We start from the raw sequence: 17,150 nt of genomic DNA on the forward strand, positions 1-17,150 counted from the left end.
TTCCCAGCATGACATCCCGGGCTCTAGGCAGCCTTGTCCGTGTCGGACGCCCGTTGCGGCTTGGCCCGGTGCTTGGGCTCGGACTTGGGCTTGGGCTTGAATGAGTCCCTGACGTTCTTCGCCACATCCGACATCGTGTTTCGCACCTCGTCGCGTCGCTGTGCGGGTGCCCGCTTGATCGGCTTCTTCGGGGTCTCGGTGTCGGCAGTCGTCTCGACGGCCTTAGGAGCTTCCTTTGCCGCGACACGGACGGTGGGAGCCGGAGCCGTCGAAGGTGATGTCGTCGAGGGCAATGTAGTAGAAGGCGATCCGCCCTTGAAGTTGTCCGCACCCTGCTGCAGCGCAGCGGGCAGCTGATTCAGGGTCTCGGCAATCCGTTTCGGCGGCGTGATCAACGAGAACCGGGTCGGCGTGGCGGGATCGGAGTAGTCGCGATCTGTGTAGCCCATGTCGACGGCGAGCTTGAGGGTGGGCTCGATCGCGCCGAGCACCGGCTCGGTGAATGCCGTGGTGTTCAGCGCCGTCGACACGTCGCGGATCGGCTGCAGCAAGGGCAGGTGCTCGGTCTTGACCAGGATGTAGGTGTCTGTCCCGCCACCCGGCGTCGTGACGGTCTTCACGATGACGGCGTCGGGATCGTTGAGGTCGGTGGCATCCGGCGTCGGGTCGCCGTGCAGGTAGAAGAACCCGGCCGCCGCATTGGCCAGTGCCAGTGGGTTGGCGTAGGCCGGGAAGTCACCGACGGGGTCGTACTCGATGGTGATGAAGGTTTCGCCATACGGCGACTGTTCGGCTGCGCCGGTGCTGGTGAATCCGAGGAGCCCGAGCGGTCCCATATTCGGGAAGCGGGCATAGATTCCGCCGTTGGGAACCGTGGGCGCCGCGATGTACACGAACTTCAACGTGCCGGTGTCAGGGTTGTTTTGGGCATCGAGTTCGCGCTTGTACTTCTCGGCGACGATGGTCCCCTCGGAGTAACTGACGATGTAGACGGTCCCGTCGGGACCGGCCGCGGCGCGCGCTTCGTCGACCGTGTCGATCAGCGGCTGGCGCCCCTCGGCCACGCTCTGATCGATCGGCAGCGTGGCCGGGTAGTTGACGCCGTAGAACTGGCCCGGGTCGGTACCGACGAACTCACCGCCGTACGGCACGTAGTTGCTCTGGAACTTGTTCGGGATCCGGTCGCTGTTCGGGTTCTTCGCCCCGCCGACACCGACCACCGCATTGCCTCCCGGCAGGGTGGCCGCCAGCGCGTCGGCGACATGTCCGAAGGTGAGCACCGCGGCCAGGCCTGCGGTGGCACCGGCCACCGCGGCAGCCGATGAACGCGCGCGCTTACGGTGATCGGCCACGGTGCTCCTCAGATCGTCCGAAGTGAAAACGACTGAGAACAGAGCGTGGGCCCGGATCAGTCCGGGCCCACACTATGCCAGATGTTTGCTAAAAGTGAGTGGATTGCTACGGGCAGGAGACTTCCAGCTCGAAAGGCTTGGTCACCGGGTTCATTCCGTCCACACCCGTGGCCTCACCCTTGATCGTGTACTTGTTGCCATCCTTGGTGGCTTCGGCGCTCCCGCCGGGCACGCCGGGCGTGTAGCCGAGGCTGACGCCGTCGATATTGCCGAGTGCCACGGCGGTCACCGACGGTTGGTCGCCCTCGCCGAGCGTGGCGCTGACGCCGGACATGCCCTGTCCGACGGTCAGGGTGACATTGCCTGCGACCGTGGCGCACACGACGGTGCCCTCGATCTGGTGGTCCTTGCCGTCGATGCTGACCCTGGCGGTGCCCGCACCGGTGGTCGCCTTGGCGTCGCCTGCCTCGACCGAAGCCGTTGCCGACGCCGAGGCGGTGGCCTTCGTGTCGCTGGAGGTGTCTTTCTTGTCGCTCGACGAACAGCCGGACAGGCCGGCGATGACGATCGCGGCGCCGCCGACGGCAACCAGGAACTCACGCTTCACCACTGCTCTCCTCACGGTTGTGCAGCCCGTCTTCATTGGCGGACTGTCAGGCAGAAGTATTGGGGTTGATGCAGGTCATGGGCATGCGATTGGAAGAATCGTTCCCCGCGGGCGCTGTGCAGTCGTAAGTTCAGCGTCATGCAGACGTTGCGTACTCCAGACGACCGGTTCGCTAACCTTCCCGAGTTTGCTTATGTCCCAGCCTATTCCGAGATCGATGACACCGAGGGCGGCCGATTGCGGGTGGCGTGGGTGCAGGCCGGTCCGCCGGAGGCCGACCCGGTGTTGTTGTTGCACGGGGAACCATCCTGGGCGTTTCTCTACCGGCGCATGATCCCGATCCTGGCCGCGGCGGGCCATCGCGTCGTTTGTCCTGACCTGGTCGGCTTCGGCCGATCGGACAAACCCACGCGCATCGAGGATCACACCTATGCCCGGCACGTCGAGTGGATGCGGGCCCTGGTCTGCGATGTCTTGGACTTGCGTCGGGTGACCCTGGTCGGTCAGGACTGGGGTGGCCTGATCGGGTTGCGGCTGGCGGCCGAGAATCCCGACCGGTTCGCCAACATCGTCGTCGCCAACACGGGGCTGCCCAGCGGCGACATCCCCATGCCGGAGATCTGGTGGCAGTTCCGCAAGGCCATCCAGAATCTGCCGACCATCGATGTCGGCAGATTCGTGGAGGCCGGGTGCCGCCGCCCGGTCAGCGACGAGGTCCGGGCGGCGTACGACGCGCCGTTCCCCGACGACACCTTTTGCGCGGGTCCGCGCGCAATGCCCGGTCTTGTTCCCACCGCACCCGACGACCCGGCCGCGGCCGCCAACCGGTCAGCTTGGAAAGCGTTGACGGCCGGCGAAACCCCGATGCTGGTGGCGTTCAGCGACGGCGACCCGATCACCGGAGCCATGGCGCCCATCTTCCAGCGGGACATGCGGGGCGCCCAGGGTATCGATCATCCGACGATCGCGAACGCGGGTCATTTCCTGCAGGAGGACGCCGGTGAGGAACTTGCCGAGGCGATCGTGACCTTCCTCAGGGGCAGGTGACCGCGATGTCGAACGGCATGTCCACCGGTTCGCCCGGCTGGTTGGGGTCGATACCCATGCCGGTGCCGGTGATCGTGTAGGCCTTGCCGTCGCGGGCGGCCACGACCGGTGCGCCCGAAAGGCCGGACAGGTAGGTCAGCGAAGCCCCCTCGCCGTTGACGTCGCCGATGTTCACCGACTGCACCACGGGTGCCTCTCCGTCGGTCAGCGCCACGGAGGCCGGCATCTTGCCCTTGACGCCGATCGTGGTCAGCCCGTCCTTGGTCTCACAGCTGACGCTGGTCACGGGACCGGCGTCGTTGGGACCGAAGGTCACCCGGCCCTGGCCGGACTTCCCAGATGAACCCGATTCCTGCGACGAGCATCCGGCGACTGCAGCCAGACACACAGCAAATCCGGTGGCAATGACAATGGGGCGGCGCATGACCAAATTCACGTCCGCAGTATGGCCGCGTCCGCCCCTGTGACGGAAATCGGACGCGCATCCGGTTGAATACCAGGTGTGGACCAGCCGTATTTCACCGTGGAGGCCGAGTTGCCCGGCCGACTCGGTCGGGTCGGGACCATCCATACGCCGCACGGCGATATCCAGACTCCGGCGTTCATCGCGGTCGGGACCGCGGCCACCGTGAAATCGGTGCTGCCAGAGACCATGAAACAGCTTGGTGCCCAAGCGATCCTGGCCAACGCCTACCACCTCTACCTGCAACCGGGCCCGGATGTGGTGGCCGAGGCCGGCGGGCTCGGGGCGTTCATGAACTGGCCCGGACCGACCTTCACCGACAGCGGCGGCTTCCAGGTGATGTCGCTGGGTGTCGGGTTCAAGAAGGTCCTGGCGATGGACACCGAGCGGCTGCAGGCCGACGACATCATCGCCAAGGGCAAAGAACGGTTGGCTCACGTCGACGACGACGGGGTCACGTTCCGCTCGCATCTGGACGGGTCGAAACACCGGTTCACCCCGGAAATCTCGATCGGCATCCAGAACAAGCTCGGCGCCGACATCATCTTCGCGTTCGACGAGCTCACCACGCTCGTCAACACCCGCGCCTACCAGGAAAGCTCGGTGCAGCGCACCCATGAGTGGGCGGTGCGGTGCCTGGCCGAGCATCACCGGCTGCAGGCTTTGTCTCCGGAGCGGCCGCGGCAGGCGTTGTTCGGGGTGGTGCAGGGCGCGCAGTACGAGGATCTGCGCCGGCAGGCCGCGAGCGGGCTGGCCTCGATCGGGCAGGAGGCCGGGGCCGCCGAGGGACTGAGTTTCGACGGCTACGGCATCGGTGGCGCGCTGGAGAAGCAGAATCTGGCCACCATCGTCGGCTGGGTCAGCAGTGAACTGCCTGCGGACAAGCCCCGGCATCTGCTCGGTATCAGTGAGCCCGATGACCTGTTCGACGCCGTGGCCGCCGGCGCGGACACCTTCGACTGTGTGTCGCCGTCGCGGGTGGCTCGCAATGCGGCGGTCTACTCGGCGACCGGCCGCTTCAACATCACCGGGGCGCGGTACAAGCGGGATTTCACCCCGATCGATGCCGAATGCGATTGCTACACCTGCGCCAACTACTCCCGCGCCTACATCCGGCACCTGTTCAAGGCCAAGGAGATGTTGTCGGCGACGCTGTGCACGATCCACAACGAGCGGTTCGTGATCCGGCTGGTCGATCAGATCCGGGCATCGATCCTGGCTGGCGAATTCGATGAGCTCCGGGCGCATGTGTTGGGGCGGTACTACGGGGTGCCCGTCAACTGACCTGCCCTCACTTTGTCACGCTGGCGTGGCATTGGCCGACGGCAGCCACTCTGGCGTGACGGTCGGTGGCGCTGAGGACCATGGCGACAACGATTGCCGCGGCAGTTACAGCTGCGGTCGCAGGCCATCCCATCCACCCGACCGCGGCCGCGCCGAAGGCGGTACCGAGGCTGCCGCCCACGAAGTACACCACCATGTAGGCGCTGTTGAAGCGCGCGGGTGCGGCGGCGTCGATCGCCAAAACCGTGCTCTGATTGGCAACTTGGGCCGCGAAGAGTCCGGCGTCGAACACGGCCAGACCGACGAGCGTGGCCGCCGTGTTCGCCAGGCACACAGCGAGGGTGATCGCGCCGAGGGCCGCGACGACCAGGCCGACCACCATCACTCGACGCGGGCCCACGCGATCGGTCCACGTGCCGGCGATGCGCGTCGCGGCGATGCCCAGGAGGCCGGCAAGGGCGTACAGGCCGATCCGTTCCGCTGAATACGAGTAGGGCGGTTGTGCCAGCGCAACGGCGAGGCCGGCCCATACCGCGCAGAAGGCGAAGAACCAGAGCGCACCGCGCACCGCGGCGATGCGCAGCTTCGGGAACCGAACGTACAGGCCGGGCAGGGCGCGAAGCGTCGCCATGATGCCGCTCGTGGTGGAACCGGCGGTGGCAGGCAGCATCCGTACGGCGACAAGTGCGGCGATCGCCGATGCGACGGCGAACACGAGCAGGGCGCCGCGCCATCCCGATACGTCGGCCAGCCAGCCGCCGGCGATGCGGCCTCCGATGATCCCGGCCGAAATGCCCGCCGTGACTATGCCCAGCGCGGTGGCCCGGCGCCCCGCCGGGACGAAGCGTGCGGTGATCGAACTCAACTGCGCACCGACCGTGGAACAGGCACCGATCAGCGTGATGGTGAGCGCCAGCAACCACATCGTGCCGGCCGCGGCGTTGGCCGCCAAGGCTGCGGCCAAGGCGCCGAACTGTGCGCCGAGGACGTATCTCGGTGGAAACCGATCGACGAGCGGTACCAGCAGCGCGAGCCCCAACAGATAGCCGACCGGGCCGCACGCCAGCGCGACGCCGACGTGGGCGACCGAGATGTCAAGGCTGTCGGCGACATCGGAGACCGCCGGTTGGAGCGGATAGATCGCGGCAGTGCCGAGGGCGGCGGCAATCGCCATGAACCACACGGTGTTTCGGGTCATTTGGGGCTGCGATGTCATGCCGGTGACGCTATGGGCGCCCAGGTCAGCGTGCTGGCGGAAATCGGACCATGCGGTGTGGGAGAGTGGCGCCATGCCGGAAGAGCTCACCGCCGAACAGGCCGCCACGCGTCTGGCGACCGCCGACACGCTCGGGATCCCGCTGGGGCCCGGCCAGCCGCCGGCGTTCCTCCGTGCACTCGGAGAGCGCACGGATTGGACGGACCTACGTGTCTACGGCGCACTGCTCGGAGTCGGGACCGAACTGTTCAACCGCTCCGGTGTCCGTTACCTGTCCGGCTTCTTCGGTCCGTTCGAGCGGATGTTGCGGGATATGGGCGCCGACGTGGAATTCGCGCCCGCGGATTTCCGCCGGTTCGCTCCGCTGCTCGAGCGTCAGGCGCCGCGCGTGATGACGACCGTGGCGGCAGCGCCCGACGAGGATGGCTGGTGCTCCCTGTCGCTACATGCCGGTGCCACGGTGGGCGAATTACGCCGCGCCGGCGCCGATCCGCAGCGGTTGCTCGTCGTCGAGGCGTCTGACGCCTACCCGCGGACATTCGGGCTCGAAGGGTATCGACATGCGCTGCACGTCGACGAGATCGACGTCCTCGTGCACTCGACCGATGCACCGCTCGCGCTTCCCTCGGCGTCACCCTCCGACGTCGACAGAGCGATCGCGAGGCACGCGGTCGCCTACATCCCGTCCGGTGCGACGCTGCAGACGGGCATCGGCTCGATTCCCAGCCAGATCGCCGCTCTGCTCGCCGAAGGCGACGGGGCGATTACGGGCTGCACAGCGAGATGTTCACCGATGGGTGCATGCAGTTGCACCGGGCCGGCAAGGTCACCAACGTGGGCAAAGGACTGTACGACGGGGTGAGCGTGACGACCTTCGCGTTCGGCTCGACCGAGCTCTATGCGTGGCTGGACGCCAACTCCGATGTCGCGTTCCTCCCCGTCGAGATCGTCAATGCGCCGGAGGTGATCGGCGCCAACAACGACATGGTCACGATCAACGGCGCGCTCGGAGTCGACGTCCAAGGCCAGGTCGTCGCCGACACCATTGCCGGCGACCAGTTCAGCGGGGTCGGCGGCGCCGAGGATTTCGTGGCCGGTGCGGGGCTTGAGCTGTCGGACCGCTCGTTGATCTGCCTGCCCTCGACGTTCGAGAAGGACGGAGTGCTCCAGTCGCGGATCGTGCCGTGGTTCGGTCCCGGCGCTGTGATCACGACGCCACGGCATCAGGTCGACGTGATCGTCACCGAGTACGGGGCAGCCGAATTGGAGGGCCGGACGGTTCGTGAGCGCGGCGAGGCGTTGGCGGCTATCGCACACCCGCAGTTCCGCGACGCGATGCTGGCGGCTGCGCAGCGCGCGGCCCAGGGACGCTCGCCCGTCGGGTAGCGCCCACGCGCCGCAGCGTCTAACTTACATTTTGTAAGTTGATCGGCGGAGGGGCTGCGACGTGAGTGGACGCTACGTGGTGATCGGCGGTGGACTGGCCGGACTGGCCGCCGCGGTGTGGCTGAGCGAAGCCGGAAAGAACGTCACCCTGTTGGAACGTCGAGGTCAACTCGGCGGTCGCACCCACGCCATGCGCGCCGAAAGCGCCGACGACACACCTGACAACGGCCAGCACGTGGTCGCCAGTGGATATGAGCACCTGTGGCGCTATCTCACCAGTGTGGGTACCAGGCAGTTCATCGAGTTTCCGAGAAGCTCGACGCTGCGCTGGCCCGACGGGCGCAAGGTCACCATGCAGACCACCGGCGCCGGTGCGATACGCACCCTGCTCGGGGTCCATCCCGACGCGAGCTGGGGCGACCGGTTGCGTGCGGCCCGTGCGACCGTGCGATTGGGTTGGCAGGCCCTGCACCAACCTGCCGACCTGGCCGACCTCACCACGGAGCAGTGGTTCGAGCGGGTCGGCATGCCGGCTCCGGCGCGGGAAGCCCTGTGGGACTGGTTGGCCCTGGGTATTGCGGCCGAGCCGGTTGACCGCGAATCCGCCAAGGTGTTCGCCAACGTGATGGCCACCGGTTTCCGGCTCGGGGTCAAACACCGCACCCCGGTCACCATCGGCTACCCCACGGTGGATCTCGACACGCTCTACATCGCCGGGGCGTTGAAAGTGTTCGAGGAGCGTGGGGTCGACGTCCGCTACCGCTCGGTGGCGCGAAAGATCGTGATCGACGAGGGCAGGGTCACCGGCGTCACGCTGTCCGACGGCTCGCAGATCCCCGCCGACGCCGTCGTCTGCGCAGTGCCCAACTCGAACATCGGCGGACTACTCGACGATCTGCCCGAGCATCCCGAGATCTATGCCGCGGCAGACAAACTCGGCTACACCCCGATCGTCAGCACCAACCTGTATCTGGACCGGCCGTTGGGTACCGAATCGGCGTTCGAGGGGTTGATCGGCGGAACCGGGGTGATCGACGAGGTATTCGACCGCCAGATCATGCACGGCCGCAACACCGAACGGGCCTGGCTGTACTGCCTGACCACCAGTGGCGCCTACGAGCAGATCCACAAGAGCAACGACGAGATCGTCGACGAGCAGCTGGCGCTGCTGCGCCGGTACTACCCGGCGGCGCGGGAGGCGAACGTGGTTCAGGCTCAGGTGGTCAAGATGCCCAAGGCGACCTTTTCACAGGTGGTGGGAACCGACGCGCTTCGCCCGTCGCAACGGACCTCGGTTCCCTCGTTGGTGCTCGCCGGCGACTGGACCGCCACCGACTGGTCGGCGACCATGGAGAGCGCTGTGCAGAGCGCCGCGAAGGCCGTGGACCTGTTGCTGGAACTCCGGCAATGACGCGACGCCGGCTCAGCGGCGCCGAGCGCAGGGCGCAGCTGCTCGACGCGGCCCGTGACATCGTGGCCGAGGACGGCTACCCCGCATTGACCATCGAGCAGGTTGCGAGCCGGACAGGCGTCACCAGAACGGTTGTCTACCAGCAGTTCACCGATCTGGCGGGTCTGACCACCGCGCTGCTGGACCGTGAGTCGGCGGTCGCGTTCGCGGGAATGGGCTCCGTAGACCGACCCGACCTCGATCCGGAGCAGTTGGGCAGGGGCATTCTGGCCTACCTGCATGCGGCACCCGCGAGTTGGCGCATCATCCTGCGACCACCCGACGGCGCTCCTCCGGCGCTGCGAGAGCGCATCGAACTGGGTCGCGCCTACGCCAGGAAGGTCGCGGTCCGTCCGCTTTCGCTCGCGGCAGGGGTGGATATCGACCCGGATGCCACCACGGTGCGAATTCTGTTGTCGGCCATCGAGGAACTCGCCCGGATACACCTCGACGATCCGGTCGGTCATCCCGACGACGAGGTGCTGGACCACCTGCGGTCCCTCTCCGCGTGGGCGGTGGCCACCATGCGAAAGGCTACAGCGGGTTGAGGATCCGCTGCAGGAACTGGCGGGTGCGCTCTTCCTTGGGGTCGCCGATCACCGCGGCAGGCGGGCCCTGTTCGAGGATCACGCCGCGGTCGGTGAACAGCACCTGATCGGAAACCTGCCGGGCGAACTGGATTTCGTGCGTGACGATCACGAGCGTCCAACCTTCGACGGCCAGGTCCCGGATCACCGCGAGCACCTCGCCGACCAGCTCGGGGTCCAGTGCCGAGGTCGGTTCGTCGAACAGCACCACTTTGGGTTTCAACGCGAGCGCCCGGGCGATGCCGACGCGCTGCTGCTGGCCGCCCGAGAGCTGATACGGGTACTTGTCGCGCTGGTCGGCCAGCCCCACCTGGCCCAGCAGCTCGGTCGCCTCGGCCAGCACCTCCTCACGCGGGCGCTTCTGCACGATCAGCGGGCCCTCGGTGACGTTCTGAAGGACGGTCTTGTGCGGAAACAGGTTGTGGGACTGGAACACAAAGCCGCTCTGCGCCCGGTAGCGGCGTAGCTGGTCCTTGGGTACCGGCTTGGAGAAGTCGAGTTCGGTGTCGCCGACCCGGATCACCCCGGAGTCCGCGACATCGAGGGCGTTCAGCGTGCGCAACAGCGTGGTCTTACCGGAACCCGACGGACCGATGACGGTGGTCGCAGTGCCGCGCGGCACGGTGAACGACACACCCTTGAGCACCTGGAAGTCGCCGAACGCCTTGTGCACGTCGGTGGCGACGATTCGGTCTTCGCCTTCTGTGGTCATCGCGCAACGTGCCTTTCCAGTCGGCGTTCCAGGCGACTCTGGCCGAACGACAGCACCAGGCAGATCACCCAGTAGTAGATCGCGGCCGTGCCGTAGAGAGCGAAGAACTCGAACGTGGGCGCCGCGATGATCTGGGCCTGCCGCAGCAGTTCGGTGACCAGAATCGTCGACGCCAGCGAGGTGTCTTTGACCAGGGAGATCAACGTGTTCGACAACGGCGGGACCGCGACCCGGGCGGCCTGGGGCAGGACGATGCGCCGCAGCGTGCCGGTGTAGTTCAGCCCGATCGTCTCGGCGGCTTCCCACTGCCCCTTCGGGATGCTCTGGATCGCCGAGCGGATGATCTCGGCCGCATAGCCGCCGACGTTGAGGCTGAACGCGATCACTGCGGCAGGGAACGGGTCGATCTTCACCCCGAACTCAGGAAGGGCGAAGAACACGATGAACAACTGCACCAGCAGTGGGGTGCCGCGGATGATCGAAATGTAGAACCGGGCGATGTTGCTCAGCACCACATTCGGCGACAGCCGGGCCAGCGCCACCGCCAGCGCGATGACGAGCCCGATGGCGAAGCTGATGATCGTCAGCGGAATGGTCATCGTCAGAGCCGCTTTGGCCAGCGGCCACAAGTTGTCGGCGATCAACTGCCAGGTGGAGCGGGGCGCAGGCGCGCCGCCTTCGGGCGCCCCCGACGCGTTGGCCTTGAGGTACTTCTGCGAGATGGTGGCCAGCGTGCCGTCGGCCCGCAACTCGTCGAGTGCGGTGTTGAGTTCGGGCAGCAGGCCGCTGTCCTTGCGTGCGGCGAAGCCCTGTTCGCTCTTCTCGCCGACGGTGCCCGCGATCTTCACCGACGTGTCGTTGGTCTCGGCCAGATACGCGTAGACGGCGATGCTGTCGTTGACCACGACGTCGACGCGGCCCTGGTTGAGGAGCTTGATGGCCTGGGTGAACCCTTCGACCGCTTCCACGCGCGCCCCGGCCTTGCGGGCGATCTCCGACCAGTTGCTGGTGGCGTTCTCGGCGGCGACCTTGCCCTTCAGATCCGCCAGCGACTTGATCGAGTTGTCGTCGGCGCGGGTGACGATGACGCCCTCGCCGATCGAGTAAGGCTGGGACAGGTCGTATTTGGCCTGACGTTCCGGCGTGATCGTCACCTCGTTGGCCACCACGTCGAACCGGTTGGCCTCCAGTGCGGCGAAGATCGAATCCCACGGCGTTTCGACGAATTCCACTCTGACGCCGAGTTTGTCGCCGACCGCGCGAGCGACGTCGACGTCGTAGCCGACGAGTTGTCCGGTGCCGGTGTCGTGGTAGCTGAAGGGGGAGTACACGCCTTCGGTGCCCACGCGCAGCACGCCGGACGATTTCAGCGGTTCATCGGTATTGCCGGCTTTCCCGCCGCAGGCGGCCAGCATCACCGCGACGATCAGCAGGAGGCCCAGCAGCGGAATTCGTCGGGAGCGCACGGCCGGACGCTAACAGGGGCACGCCCGATTCGGCAGGCTTCTGCTCAGCCCGGCTGATATATCCACGGATGCCGCGGCAGAGCGGTCGGGTCGAACCGGTCGAGCATGCCGTCGACGTCGAGCGGCGGCCACCCCAGCGACGCACTGATCTGCTCCAGCGCCCGCTCGACGCCGATCTCGGCCAGGGTGGCCGCGCCGTCGCGTTTTGCCAGCCGGGCACCGTCCTCGTTGAGCACCAGCGGGACATGGGCGTAGACCGGCTCCGGGTACCCGAGCAGCCGCGCCAGATAGGCCTGCCGTGGAGACGAACTCAACAGGTCGTCGCCGCGCACCACCTGGTCGACGCCGCCTGTGGAATCGTCGACCACGACGGCGAGGTTGTAGGCGGGCACCCCGTCACCGCGGCGCACCACGAAGTCGTCGATGATTCCCGTGTAGCTGCCGTGCAGCAGGTCGGTGACGGTGCCGACGAAGGTGTCCGTGCGCAGGCGCAGCGCGGGTGGGCGTCCGGTCTCGGCGCGACGTTCGGCGCGTTCGGCGTCGCTGAGGTCTCGGCAGGTGCCCGGATACGCCCCTTCGGGGGCGTGCGGGGCTCGCGGTGCCTGGGCGATATCCCTTCGGCTGCAATAGCATTCGTACAGCAGCCCACGCTCGAACAGGCCCCCGATCACCGCGTCGTAGCGTTCCTCGTGGGCCGTCTGCCATTGCACCGGTTCGTCCCAGGTCAGTCCGATCGCGGCCAGGTCGGCCACCTGGCTTTGTCCGATCTCGGGAAAAGTGCGGTCGTCGAGATCCTCGACGCGCAGCAGGAACCGCCGCCCGGTGGACCGGGCGAACAACCAGGCCAGCACCGCGGTGCGCAGGTTGCCGATGTGCAGGTCGGCCGACGGGCTCGGCGCGAACCGCCCGGCGGGGGTTGGGCTCACGCCCGCAATCTAGCTAATCGCGGTCCCAGGGCGCTGTCTCGCCCATCTTCTCGTAGTACTTCGCGAGGTGGCTTTTCACTCGGCCGATGTCGTCCTTCGGGAGATCGACGCCGCCGCGGGCGCCGTCCACGATCCCGCCGGCAGCCATCACGCCGCGAGGTACGACCTCCAGCTTGCCACCGACGACGTCGGCGATCAGCAACTTGTAGCCGATGAAGTTGTCCTTCGCCTCCTTGTCGTACCAGACGTGCGCGTCGCGGTATTTCTCGTTGGGTTCGTCCTCTGCACCGGCCCACTTGCGGACCCGTTTGTCGGCGGCATCGCCGTCCCACTCCCGGTCCCGGTCGGCCAGTGGCAGATCCTGAAATGCGGTTACAGACATGCTGTTGGCATGCCCGGCTGCGGGCGGCGGTAAACGCTAGCGTTGGCCTCGTGCGCGAGCGACACATCACCGGCGGCACCATCCAGGTTGAACGCGAGGACGGACTGGTCCGCGCACGCGGCGTGCGCTACGGCACCGCGAAGCGGTTCGCCGTGTCCGAACCGCCCGCGGCCTGGTCGGGGGTTCGCGACGCGACGCAACCGGGTCCGGCCTGCCCGCAGCGGCCGTCGCGTCTGGGCTGGGTGACCGGCGACGCACTCGCGGGCTTGTCGATGAACGAGAACTGTCTCGTGCTGACCGTCACGGCTCCGGCCGATGCGCACCGGTTACCCGTCATGGTGTGGTTTCACGGCGGTGCGTACGTCGCAGGCAGCGGTGAGTCTGCCAAGTACGACCCCGGTGCCCTGGTCCGTGCGGGCAACGTGGTGGTGGTCAACGTGAGCTACCGGCTCGGCATCTTCGGCTACCTGTCGCCGCCCGGGGCCGGCGCGGACAACCTCGGACTGCGCGACCAGATCCTGGCGCTGCGCTGGGTGCAGGACAACATCGCGGCGTTCGGCGGGGACGCTGCCAATGTCACCGCGTTCGGTCAGTCCGCGGGTGCACATTCGGTCATGTCGCTGATGCTGTGCGAGGAGGCGGCCGGGTTGTTCCACCGCGCGATCCTGCAGAGCGCCCCGCTGGAGCTGGACGAGGGGCGCGACGACATGGCTCATGCCATGGGCGCGGCGATGGCCGGCTCGCTCGCCGGAGCCGACCCGGCCGAGGCCAGCGTGGAAAAGCTGCTTGCCGCAGAAGCTGCCGCCGTTGCCGCCGCACAGGGCTTCGGTCTGCTGGGCGGTCTGGCGTTCGCGCCGCGGCTCGGCCGGGGCCCGCTGCCGGCACCCGCAGACGTGCCCGGGGCCATCGCCGCTGCCGCGCGCCGCATCGAGCTCCTGATCGGCTACACCAAGGACGACGCGGCGCCGTTCGTCGCGATGGATCCGCGGGTGGCCAGACTCAACCGGGTGCCTGCCCTCGGCCGGCTCGCCGTCCGGGCCGGTTCGAAGGCGGTCACGAAGCAGGCGTTCTCGGGCCCCGCCGAACGTTTGGCGCAGGCCTGGCGATCCCACGGCGGCCGGATCGGTACTTATCGTTTCGACTGGATACCGGCCAGCGCGCCGCTGGGCGCCTGCCACTGCATGGAGTTGCCGTTCCTGTTCGGCTCACCGCAGTCCTGGGCGGATGCCCCCATGCTCGGCCCGCAGCGTGCGATCGACAACCAGCTTTCCGCCGAAATGCGCACTCGCTGGACGCAATTCGCGCACCGTGGCGTCGAATCGCTGCCCACACCGGCACTGCGGTTCGGCTAGTTCAGCAGCCGGCCCGGGATGCACCTTGCCGGGGAGGCCGTGCCTGGCCTGCCTTGATAAAGTTTCGGCAAAATTCGGACTCGGTGGTGTGATGGCGATTATGGGCGCAGTCCCGTCTCTACGTGGACGCGTCAGCGAATGCGCGGCCCTTCGAACCCTGGTCTCGGGTGGCCGTTCGGGCGGCAGCGCGGTGCTGGTGGTGCGCGGCGAGGCGGGAGTCGGGAAGACCGCCCTGCTGGACTACGTCGTCGAACACGCGCCGGGGTTCCGGGTGACCCAGGTGGCCGGGGTCGAATCCGACATGGAACTTGCCTTCGCCGGATTGCACCACCTGTGTGCACCGCTGCTGGATCATCTCGACAAGCTCCCCGAACCGCAGCGCGACGCGCTCTCGGTGGCTTTCGGTCGTGGCGTCGGCCCGGTGCCTGACCGTTTTCTGGTCGGTCTGGCGGTGCTCAGTCTGTTGGCTGCCGCGGCTGACCGGAAGCCGCTGCTGTGTGTGATCGACGATGCGCAGTGGCTCGATCAGGTGTCGGTACAGACGCTGGGTTTCGTTGCGCGGCGATTGTTGGCGGAGCCGGTCGTCATGGTGTTCGCCGTCCGGGACAGTCACGCCGGCGCCGCCGTGGACATCCTGCCCGACCTGCCCGAGCTGCGGCTCGAAGGGCTTTCGGACAGTGATGCCAGGGACCTGCTGGACTCGGTGGTTCTGGGGCGGCTCGATGAGCGGGTCCGTGACCGGCTCATCGCCGAAAGCCGCGGTAATCCGCTGGCGCTGTTGGAAGTGCCGCGAAATGTCTCGGCCGCGGAGCGCGCCGGCGGCTTTTGGATCGTGGGCACGCGGCCATCCGTCGGGCAGGTGGAGGAGGGCTTCGTCCGCCGAATCCAATCGCTGCCTGCGGACACTCGTCGGTTGGCACTGCTCGCGGCGGCGGATCCGGTCGGTGATCCGGTGGTGTTCTCCCGTGCCGCGGGGTACTTGGGGATCGGCATGGATGCGCTGGCGCCGGCCGAGGCTGCCGGGGTGATCGAGTTCGGCCCCCGCATGCGGTTTCACCACCCGTTGGTCCGGTCGGCGGCCTATCGGGCGGCGGACGTGGCCGACCGCCGGGAAGTGCACCGCGCCTTGTCTGTTGCCACTGATCCCGAGCTCGATCCCGACCGCCGGGCCTGGCATGCGGCAAACGCCGCGGCCGGTCCCGACGACGCAGTGGCAGCCGAACTGGAAGCCTCGGCCTGGCGGGCGCAGAGCCGGGGCGGGATCGCCGCCGCGGCGACTTTCCTCGAGCGGGCGGCGATCCTGTCGGCCGATCCGGCCCTGCGCAGCTCCCGGGCGATCGCGGCCGCCGAGGCCAAACGTGAGGCGGCTGCCCCTGAATCCGCCTATGAGCTGCTGTCCCTGGCTGAACTGAATCCGCTGACCGAGCTCCAGCGGGCACAGGTGGGCAGGCTGCGGGCGCAGATGGAGTTCACCCGCAGCCGGGGTGGACTGCCGGGTGCGCCACCGGTCCGGCATGCGGCCGGATTGCTGCTCGACGCCGCCAAGCGGTTGGAAAATCTCGACGACGAGTTGGCGCGCGAGACCTACATGGAGGCGCTGGCCGCCGCGATGTTTGCTTCGCGCAGTCAACCGGAGGCCCTCGTCGTGGCCGCCGAGGCAGCGCGCGCCGCGGTCGAAAAGGTCGAGGCACCGTCTGGGCCCATCGATCTACTCCTCATCGGCATGGCGAACCTGATCACCGATGGACTGCCCGCGGCGGTCGAGCCTCTGCGCACCGCGCTGGAGCTGTGGAGTGAACACACCCGGCGCCACGACGGCCGGGCGTTTCGTTGGTTGGCATTGGCCTTCCCGATCGTGCACGAATCCGCTGCCCATGAGATCTGGGACGACGAGCTGGTCGACCGGCTGGCCACCGACATGATCGGCTACGCCCGCGCCACCGGCGCGTTGGCCATCCTTCCGCCGGCGATCGCCTACCACGCCGGTGTCCAGACACATAAAGGTGAATTCGTCACAGCTGCAAGGCTTATGGAGGAGGCCGACTCCATCTCGGAGGCGATCGGTCACCGTCCGATGAAGTACCACAAGGTGGAATTGGCGGCCTGGCGCGGCGATCTCACCGAGGCCGGCGACCTCATCGAGGCTGGTATGGCCGAGGGGACCGCCAAGGGCGAGGGCCGACTGCTCGGGGCGGCGGGCTACGCCGCCGCAGTGCTCTACAACGGCTTGGGTCGCTACGAGGAGGCCCTGACAGCTGCCAAACAGACGTGCGAATTCCACGACGTCGGGTTCTACTGCTGGACCCTGATCGAACTGGTCGAGGCCGCCATGCGGGTCGGCGAGCGGGATGTCGCCGAGGACGCAGTGCGGCGGTTGGAAAGATGTACGGAGTCCAGCGGAACCGATTGGGGGCTGGGCGTATTGGCCGCGGCCCGGGCTGTCGTCGCCGACGACACCGAGGCCGACGTGCTGTTCAAAGAGTCCGTCGAGCGGCTCAGTCGCACTCGGATCGGGGTGCAGCTGGCGCGGACCCATCTCCGCTACGGGGAATGGCTACGTCGCCAGAAGCAACGCACCAGTGCCCGTGAGCATCTCAACACCGCCTACGAGATGTTCACCAAGATGGGCGCCACCGGGTTCGCCGAGCGGGCCCGGCGTGAGCTGACCGCCACCGGTGAGAAGGTGCGCAAACAGCCGATGGCCTCGGGCGACGTGCTGACCGCCCAGGAGGCGCAGATCGCCGGTTTGGCCCGTGACGGGCTGACCAATCAGGAGATCGGCGCACAGTTGTTCATCAGCACCCACACCGTCGAATGGCACCTGCGCAAGGTCTTCGTCAAGCTCGGTGTCCGGTCACGCCGGCAGCTCCGCACCGTGTCGTGGAGTAGCTGAACCGCACTCGCTCCAAGACCACGGGTT

14 protein-coding genes and 1 pseudogene are annotated in these 17,150 nt (G+C 67.5%); 7 read left to right on the forward strand and 8 right to left on the reverse strand.

Annotated elements, in window-relative coordinates:
• Window positions 1-23: 23 nt before the first annotated feature.
• Entirely contained in the window at window positions 24-1,352 is a 1,329-nt protein-coding gene (locus AB0876_RS09680) for a PE-PPE domain-containing protein (RefSeq protein ID WP_526041827.1), read from the reverse strand.
• A 106-nt stretch (window positions 1,353-1,458) separates the two neighbouring features.
• Complete coding sequence (locus AB0876_RS09685; RefSeq protein WP_491840112.1) at window positions 1,459-1,959, reverse strand: lipoprotein LpqH; 501 nt, start codon at window positions 1,957-1,959, stop codon at window positions 1,459-1,461.
• Between the two features lie 138 nt (window positions 1,960-2,097).
• Here AB0876_RS09685 and AB0876_RS09690 point away from each other — a divergent pair, with 138 nt between their 5' ends.
• Window positions 2,098-3,006 carry an alpha/beta fold hydrolase gene (locus tag AB0876_RS09690; RefSeq protein WP_526041828.1) on the forward strand — a complete coding sequence of 303 codons (909 nt, stop codon included), beginning with the start codon at window positions 2,098-2,100 and terminating at the stop codon, window positions 3,004-3,006.
• On the opposite strand, the gene AB0876_RS09695 is transcribed toward AB0876_RS09690, so the two are convergent.
• Window positions 2,993-3,442 (reverse strand): lipoprotein LpqH, encoded by a 450-nt coding sequence (locus tag AB0876_RS09695; RefSeq protein ID WP_491840114.1) that lies wholly within the window; start codon window positions 3,440-3,442, stop codon window positions 2,993-2,995. The two genes, AB0876_RS09690 and AB0876_RS09695, sit on opposite strands and share 14 nt — an antisense overlap.
• A gap of 66 nt (window positions 3,443-3,508) precedes the next feature.
• Between AB0876_RS09695 and tgt the strand changes: the two genes are divergently transcribed.
• Window positions 3,509-4,753, forward strand: coding sequence for a tRNA guanosine(34) transglycosylase Tgt (tgt, locus tag AB0876_RS09700; RefSeq protein ID WP_526041829.1), 1,245 nt, complete (start codon window positions 3,509-3,511; stop codon window positions 4,751-4,753).
• A gap of 7 nt (window positions 4,754-4,760) precedes the next feature.
• Here tgt and AB0876_RS09705 read toward each other — a convergent pair whose 3' ends face one another.
• A complete protein-coding gene (locus tag AB0876_RS09705) occupies window positions 4,761-5,969 on the reverse strand; it encodes an MFS transporter (RefSeq protein ID WP_526041830.1) in 1,209 nt (402 codons plus the stop codon).
• A 73-nt stretch (window positions 5,970-6,042) separates the two neighbouring features.
• Between AB0876_RS09705 and AB0876_RS09710 the strand changes: the two are divergent.
• The 3 genes and pseudogenes from AB0876_RS09710 (at window position 6,043) to AB0876_RS09720 (ending at window position 9,353) form a co-directional block, all read left to right on the forward strand.
• Window positions 6,043-7,355 (forward strand): annotated as a pseudogene (locus tag AB0876_RS09710) (acetyl-CoA hydrolase/transferase family protein).
• Between the two features lie 61 nt (window positions 7,356-7,416).
• On the forward strand, window positions 7,417-8,766 hold the full coding sequence (gene hpnE / locus AB0876_RS09715) for a hydroxysqualene dehydroxylase HpnE (protein ID WP_526041831.1): 1,350 nt from the start codon (window positions 7,417-7,419) through the stop codon (window positions 8,764-8,766).
• Window positions 8,763-9,353: a TetR/AcrR family transcriptional regulator gene (locus AB0876_RS09720; protein WP_526041832.1), complete on the forward strand. Its 591-nt coding sequence runs from the start codon at window positions 8,763-8,765 to the stop codon at window positions 9,351-9,353. Before hpnE ends, AB0876_RS09720 begins: the two co-directional genes overlap by 4 nt.
• Here AB0876_RS09720 and AB0876_RS09725 read toward each other — a convergent pair.
• The 4 genes from AB0876_RS09725 to AB0876_RS09740 form a co-directional block, all read right to left on the reverse strand.
• Complete coding sequence (locus AB0876_RS09725; RefSeq protein WP_526041833.1) at window positions 9,340-10,104, reverse strand: amino acid ABC transporter ATP-binding protein; 765 nt, start codon at window positions 10,102-10,104, stop codon at window positions 9,340-9,342. The two genes, AB0876_RS09720 and AB0876_RS09725, sit on opposite strands and share 14 nt — an antisense overlap.
• Window positions 10,101-11,519, reverse strand: a complete 1,419-nt coding sequence (locus AB0876_RS09730) for an ABC transporter permease subunit (protein WP_526041942.1) — start codon at window positions 11,517-11,519, stop codon at window positions 10,101-10,103. The genes AB0876_RS09725 and AB0876_RS09730 overlap by 4 nt, the downstream gene beginning before the upstream one ends.
• A gap of 95 nt (window positions 11,520-11,614) precedes the next feature.
• On the reverse strand, window positions 11,615-12,496 hold the full coding sequence (gene gluQRS / locus AB0876_RS09735; protein WP_526041834.1) for a tRNA glutamyl-Q(34) synthetase GluQRS: 882 nt from the start codon (window positions 12,494-12,496) through the stop codon (window positions 11,615-11,617).
• Between the two features lie 13 nt (window positions 12,497-12,509).
• The gene (locus AB0876_RS09740) at window positions 12,510-12,878 is read right to left on the reverse strand and encodes a hypothetical protein (RefSeq protein ID WP_526041835.1); all 369 of its coding nucleotides are present in this window, start codon (window positions 12,876-12,878) and stop codon (window positions 12,510-12,512) included.
• A 50-nt stretch (window positions 12,879-12,928) separates the two neighbouring features.
• Between AB0876_RS09740 and AB0876_RS09745 the strand changes: the two genes are divergently transcribed.
• Together AB0876_RS09745 and AB0876_RS09750 are read left to right on the forward strand one after the other, a co-directional pair.
• On the forward strand, window positions 12,929-14,230 hold the full coding sequence (locus AB0876_RS09745) for a carboxylesterase family protein (RefSeq protein WP_526041836.1): 1,302 nt from the start codon (window positions 12,929-12,931) through the stop codon (window positions 14,228-14,230).
• Between the two features lie 91 nt (window positions 14,231-14,321).
• Window positions 14,322-17,123 carry a helix-turn-helix transcriptional regulator gene (locus tag AB0876_RS09750; RefSeq protein ID WP_526041837.1) on the forward strand — a complete coding sequence of 934 codons (2,802 nt, stop codon included), beginning with the start codon at window positions 14,322-14,324 and terminating at the stop codon, window positions 17,121-17,123.
• Window positions 17,124-17,150: the final 27 nt, after the last annotated feature.

This window comes from Mycobacterium sp. NPDC049093, assembly GCF_040704635.1.
Taxonomy (GTDB): domain Bacteria; phylum Actinomycetota; class Actinomycetes; order Mycobacteriales; family Mycobacteriaceae; genus Mycobacterium.

What these genes read in the sequence shown, in the direction of transcription:
- AB0876_RS09730 (WP_526041942.1), bottom strand. Translation starts at nt 11,519, where the DNA reads ATGCTGGCCGCCTGCGGCGGGAAAGCCGGCAATACCGATGAACCGCTG.
- AB0876_RS09725 (WP_526041833.1), bottom strand. Translation starts at nt 10,104, where the DNA reads ATGACCACAGAAGGCGAAGACCGAATCGTCGCCACCGACGTGCACAAG.
- AB0876_RS09690 (WP_526041828.1), top strand. Translation starts at nt 2,098, where the DNA reads ATGCAGACGTTGCGTACTCCAGACGACCGGTTCGCTAACCTTCCCGAG.
- AB0876_RS09705 (WP_526041830.1), bottom strand. Translation starts at nt 5,969, where the DNA reads ATGACATCGCAGCCCCAAATGACCCGAAACACCGTGTGGTTCATGGCG.
- AB0876_RS09720 (WP_526041832.1), top strand. Translation starts at nt 8,763, where the DNA reads ATGACGCGACGCCGGCTCAGCGGCGCCGAGCGCAGGGCGCAGCTGCTC.
- AB0876_RS09750 (WP_526041837.1), top strand. Translation starts at nt 14,322, where the DNA reads ATGGCGATTATGGGCGCAGTCCCGTCTCTACGTGGACGCGTCAGCGAA.
- AB0876_RS09740 (WP_526041835.1), bottom strand. Translation starts at nt 12,878, where the DNA reads ATGTCTGTAACCGCATTTCAGGATCTGCCACTGGCCGACCGGGACCGG.